General features: G+C 67.4%; 3 protein-coding genes and 1 pseudogene. 3 read left to right on the forward strand and 1 reads right to left on the reverse strand.

The window, feature by feature from the left end:
* Window positions 1-84 precede the first annotated feature (84 nt).
* Window positions 85-864 carry a CDP-diacylglycerol--serine O-phosphatidyltransferase gene (gene pssA / locus AC1DQP_RS17850; protein ID WP_256775347.1) on the reverse strand — a complete coding sequence of 260 codons (780 nt, stop codon included), beginning with the start codon at window positions 862-864 and terminating at the stop codon, window positions 85-87.
* Between the two features lie 160 nt (window positions 865-1024).
* Between pssA and AC1DQP_RS17855 the strand changes: the two genes are divergently transcribed.
* The 3 genes and pseudogenes from AC1DQP_RS17855 to AC1DQP_RS17865 form a co-directional block, all read left to right on the forward strand.
* Window positions 1025-1405, forward strand: coding sequence for a DUF4124 domain-containing protein (locus tag AC1DQP_RS17855; protein WP_457319191.1), 381 nt, complete (start codon window positions 1025-1027; stop codon window positions 1403-1405).
* Window positions 1406-1517: 112 nt separating this feature from the next.
* On the forward strand, window positions 1518-3209 hold the full coding sequence (locus tag AC1DQP_RS17860; protein WP_478052141.1) for a proline--tRNA ligase: 1692 nt from the start codon (window positions 1518-1520) through the stop codon (window positions 3207-3209).
* A gap of 167 nt (window positions 3210-3376) precedes the next feature.
* Window positions 3377-3748, forward strand: a pseudogene (locus tag AC1DQP_RS17865) (H-NS histone family protein); the annotation flags it as partial.
* Between the last annotated feature and the right edge of the window lie 42 nt (window positions 3749-3790).

Here is a 3790-nt window from a genome sequence, read left to right on the forward strand (position 1 = left end):
GCCCGTCGACAAACACCGTGTAGCCCATCGCCTGCAGCCACGACTGCTGCGCCGGGGACCACAGTGGCGGCAGGCCGATATCGCTCACGCGCGCGGCTCGGCCGTCTTGCGGGCGCGCTGCCACAGCCAGTAACCCGGCCCGGACAAGGCGTAGACAATGCCCACCGCGAACAGCACGCGCGGCAGGTCGATGACCATGATGGCGATGGCGATCGGCACCAGGGCCAGCGCCAGGAACGGCACGCGGTCCGAGCGCGGCCCCTTCTCGCCGCTGCCCTTGAAGCTCCAGAAGCGGATCCGGCTGACCATCAGCAGGGCGGCCACCAGGGTCACCCCCAGCGCGACATAGCGCAGCTGGTTGCCGTCCCAGCCCAGGTTGCCATCGGCGAACGCCCAGACGAAGGACATCATCAACCCGGCGGCCGCCGGGCTGGCCAGGCCGATGAACCAGCGCTTGTCGACCACGCTGACCTGGGTGTTGAAGCGGGCCAGGCGCAGCGCGGCGCAGGCCGCATACAGGAACGCCACTGCCCAGCCGACCCGGCCCAGCACCGGATCGTCGAATTTCAGCCACGACAGCGACCAGTGGTACATCACCAGCGCCGGGGCCATGCCGAAACTGACCAGGTCGGCCAGCGAGTCGTACTGCACGCCGAATTCACTGCTGGTGCCGGTCAGGCGGGCGACGCGGCCGTCCAGGCCGTCCATGACCGCCGCCACGAACACCGCGATGGCGGCATTGACGAAGTCGCCGTTGGCCGCCGCGATGATCGCGTAGAAGCCGGCAAACAGGCCGGCGGTGGTGAACAGGTTGGGCAGCAGGTAAATACTGCGCGAGCGCGGCGGGGGTTTCATCTGATCCATACCGGCCAGTTTAGTGGGTGTGGCGGGCTTTGGGGCGGCCCGGCCGCCGGCCGCCCCGGCGACCGCTGCCACCGCCCGGCCTCCCGCCTGTCGCCGCCGGCTTGCCAGCGCCGGGCCAGGATGCTGCAATCGGCGCCCTGACCTTGATGCCGGAGTTGCCATGCGTGCCCTGCCCTCTGTGTGCTGCCTGCTGCTGCTCGCCAGTGCCTCGGCCAGTGCCGGGACCGTCTACAAGTGGAAGGATGCCAACGGCGTCACCCAGTATTCGGAGAAAGCCCCGACCGGGCAGAAGTACGAATCGCGCCAGGTCGAGGGCCGTGATCCGGTCGCCCGCGCGGCCCCGGCGGCGGCGGCGCCGGCCGAATCCAGCGAGTGCACCACCGCGCGCAGCAACCTGACCCTGCTCAACGGCAAGGGCGCGGTCATGCAGGACACCAACGGCGACGGCAAGGCCGACACCGCCCTCACCGACGAACAGCGCGGCGCGCAGAAGAACCTGGCGGACGCGGCCATCAAGGCGTACTGCAAGCCGGCCGGCTGAGTCACGCCAACCCCGGCTCGGCGGGCCCCTGCGGCCTGCACCGCAGCCGTGATGGGCAGGGGAGCGGCTGGGCTGGCAGAATATCGACTTCTGCCGTTCAGCGAAGCCGACGATGCGCCTCTCCCAGTTCCACCTGCACACCACCAAGGAAACCCCCAGCGACGCGGAGCTCACCAGCCACCGCTTGATGCTGCGCGCGGGCATGATCCGCAAGCTGGCCTCGGGGCTGTACACCTGGTCGCCGCTGGGCCTGCGCGTGCTGCGCAAGGTCGAGCGCATCGTGCGCGAGGAAATGGAACGGGCCGGCGCGATCGAATTCCAGATCCCGACCATCCAGCCCAAGGAACTGTGGGAAGCCACCGGGCGTTGGGAGAAGTTCGGTCCRCAGCTGCTGAAGATCAAGGACCGCAAGGAGCAGGTGTTCTGCTACAGCCCCACCGCCGAAGAGGCTGCGGCCGATTTCGCGCGCCAGGAGCTGTCCAGCTACAAGCAGCTGCCGGTCAATTTCTTCCAGATCCAGACCAAGTTCCGCGATGAAATCCGACCGCGCTTCGGGGTGATGCGTTCGCGCGAGTTCCTGATGAAGGACGCCTACTCCTTCCACCTGCACGATGACTGCCTGGTGCGCGAGTACGAGAACATGAAGGCGGCCTACAGCCGCATCTTCACCCGCCTGGGCCTGGACTTCCGCATGGTGCAGGCCGACTCGGGCGCGATCGGTGGCGATGCCTCGCAGGAATTCCATGTGATCGCCGATTCCGGCGAAGACGCGCTGGTGTTCTCCACCGGCTCGGAATACGCAGCCAACATGGAAGCGGCGATCGCCGCCGCCCCCGGCGCGCGTCCGGCGGCCAGCGAGGCACAGCGCAAGGTTGAAACGCCCACCCAGAAAACCTGCGAAGCTGTGGCGGCGCTGCTTGGGCTGGGCCTGGAGCGCACCGTAAAGTCGATCGCGATCATGAGCGAAGGCGGTTTCGTGCTGGCGCTGGTGCGCGGCGACCATGAGGTCAACGAAATCAAGCTGGGCAAGGTGGACGGTCTGCAGGGCTACCGCATGGCGGGCGAGGCGGAGATCGCGGCGCACCTGGGCAGCGAGCCGGGCTTCCTGGGCCCGCTCAACCCGGCCCAGCCGATCCGCATCGTCGCCGACCGCGATGTCGCGGCGCTGGCCGACTTCGTGATCGGCGCCAACGAGACCGGCTTCCACATCGCCGGCGTCAACTGGGGCCGCGACCTGCCCGAGCCGGAAGTGGCCGATATCCGCAATGCGAAGGAAGGCGACCGCGCCGCCGACGGCGGTGAGCTGAAAATCGCACGCGGCATCGAAGTGGGCCACGTGTTCCAGCTCGGCCGTCAGTATGCGCAGGCGCTCAAGGCCACCGTGCTGGATGAGAACGGCAAGGCGGCGGTGATGGCGATGGGCTGCTACGGCATCGGCATCTCGCGCATCGTCGCGGCCGCGATCGAGCAGAACCACGACGAGGCCGGGATCATCTGGCCGGCGGCGATGGCACCGTGGCAGGTGGTGGTGTGCATCATCAACCCCAAGCAGGACGATGCGGTGGCCACTGCGGCAGCCGAGTTGCTGGCGCAGCTGCAGGCCGCCGGGCTGGATGCGGCGCTGGACGACCGCGGCCTGCGTCCGGGGCAGATGTTCGCGGACATGGAACTGATCGGCGTGCCGCACCGGGTGGTGGTATCCGAACGCGGCCTGGCCGCCGGCACCTACGAGTACCGGTCGCGCAGCGCAAGCGAGGCCGAGAGCCTGGACCGCGATGCCCTGCTCGCGCGCCTGACGGGTTGATCGAAAACAGCAGCACAAAGAGAGCCGGGGGAATATCCCGGCTTTTCTTTTTGCCCGGACGATTGAATATGCCGGTTAACTCTGTGCAGCATCCCGCCGGATATGTATGCTGTCGCGCAAGCCAAGGACTGGCCGACCCCGTCCTTAATTAGATTCCGGAGCAGTTGATGAGCATTGACCTGAGTGGCCTGTCCGCCAAAGAGCTGGGCGCCCTGATCAAGAACGCCAAGAAACAACAGACCATCGTGGCCAAGCGCCCGGCGGTGACCAAGGTGCGTACCCAGCTGACCAAGCTGGCCAAGGCGCACGGTTATTCGATCGAGGAAGTGTTCGGTGGCGCCGTCCCGGCCCGCGGCCGCGCCGCCAAGGCGACCAAGGCCCCGGCCAAGAAGGCCGTGCGCAAGCTGGGCAAGGTGGCACCGAAATACCGCAACCCGGCCAACCCGAAGGAAACTTGGACCGGCCGTGGCAAGCAGCCGCGCTGGCTGGCCGCGCTGACCACCAAGGGCAAGAAGGTCGAAGAGTTCCTGATCAAGAAGTAATGGTTTCCGGTTTCATCGGAAACTGAAACGGAAAACGCC

This window comes from Stenotrophomonas sp. P5_A8, assembly GCF_056400545.1.

Coding starts and splice junctions, on each gene's coding strand:
- pssA (WP_256775347.1), bottom strand. CDS start 864: ATGGATCAGATGAAACCCCCGCCGCGCTCGCGCAGTATTTACCTGCTG.
- AC1DQP_RS17855 (WP_457319191.1), top strand. CDS start 1,025: ATGCGTGCCCTGCCCTCTGTGTGCTGCCTGCTGCTGCTCGCCAGTGCC.